Genomic DNA, 701 nt, shown 5'->3' on the forward strand with positions numbered 1-701 from the left:
CGCGGCCGGGGCCGGGCGGGCCGTAGCCGGGCGGGGAGGTGAGGCCGAACTCGTCCATGGTGGCGCGGTAGGCCTCCAGCAGCCGGATGTGGTACTCCAGCGGCGCGCCCTGCGGGTTGGCCTTGCCGAGCGGGGTGGTCGGTTCGGGGCACCAGGTGGTGAAGCGCGGGGTGATGCCGTGCGACATGAAGAAGCGCAGGCCCTCGGTGGTGGACGCGATCGCCTCGTCGACGGTGGTGAAGCCGTGCGGGGCGGCCATCTCCACTCCGGCCACGAAGTTGGGGATGACGTTGCGGGCGCCGAAGACGTCGGCGGAGTCGAGGATGCGCTTGTGCCACTCGTCGCGGCCGACGTAGCGCTCCTTGCCGGGGCAGTACAGCTCGAACAGGCGGCGGTCCCACACCTCGTAGTTGGGGTGGTAGATCTGCACGCCGTAGTCCTTGAACCGCTGCACGTCGGCCTTGGGCAGCGCCTGGGCGACGACCTTGCCGATCCAGCGGCCGGGGAAGCGCTCCTCGATGGCCTTGGCGTAGTGGCCGTAGAAGTCGGCCTCGTCGCGGCCGGCGACGGTCTTGGTGATGGCGCCGCCGGTGAGGGTGTACGCGGTGGAGGCCTTCTGGGTGTCGTACCGGTCGATGATCTCCAGGGCCTCCAGCACCTCCTCGACGTCCTTGACGCCCGTGTAGGGGCGGCCGGCCGCC

General features: G+C 70.8%; 1 pseudogene. It reads right to left on the reverse strand.

The features are described from left to right. Nucleotides 1–701 (reverse strand): annotated as a pseudogene (locus CCN42_RS39470) (radical SAM protein); the annotation flags it as partial.

The sequence above is a fragment of the Streptomyces glaucescens genome (assembly GCF_002154375.1).
In the GTDB taxonomy this organism is placed as follows: Bacteria; Actinomycetota; Actinomycetes; order Streptomycetales; family Streptomycetaceae; genus Streptomyces; species Streptomyces glaucescens.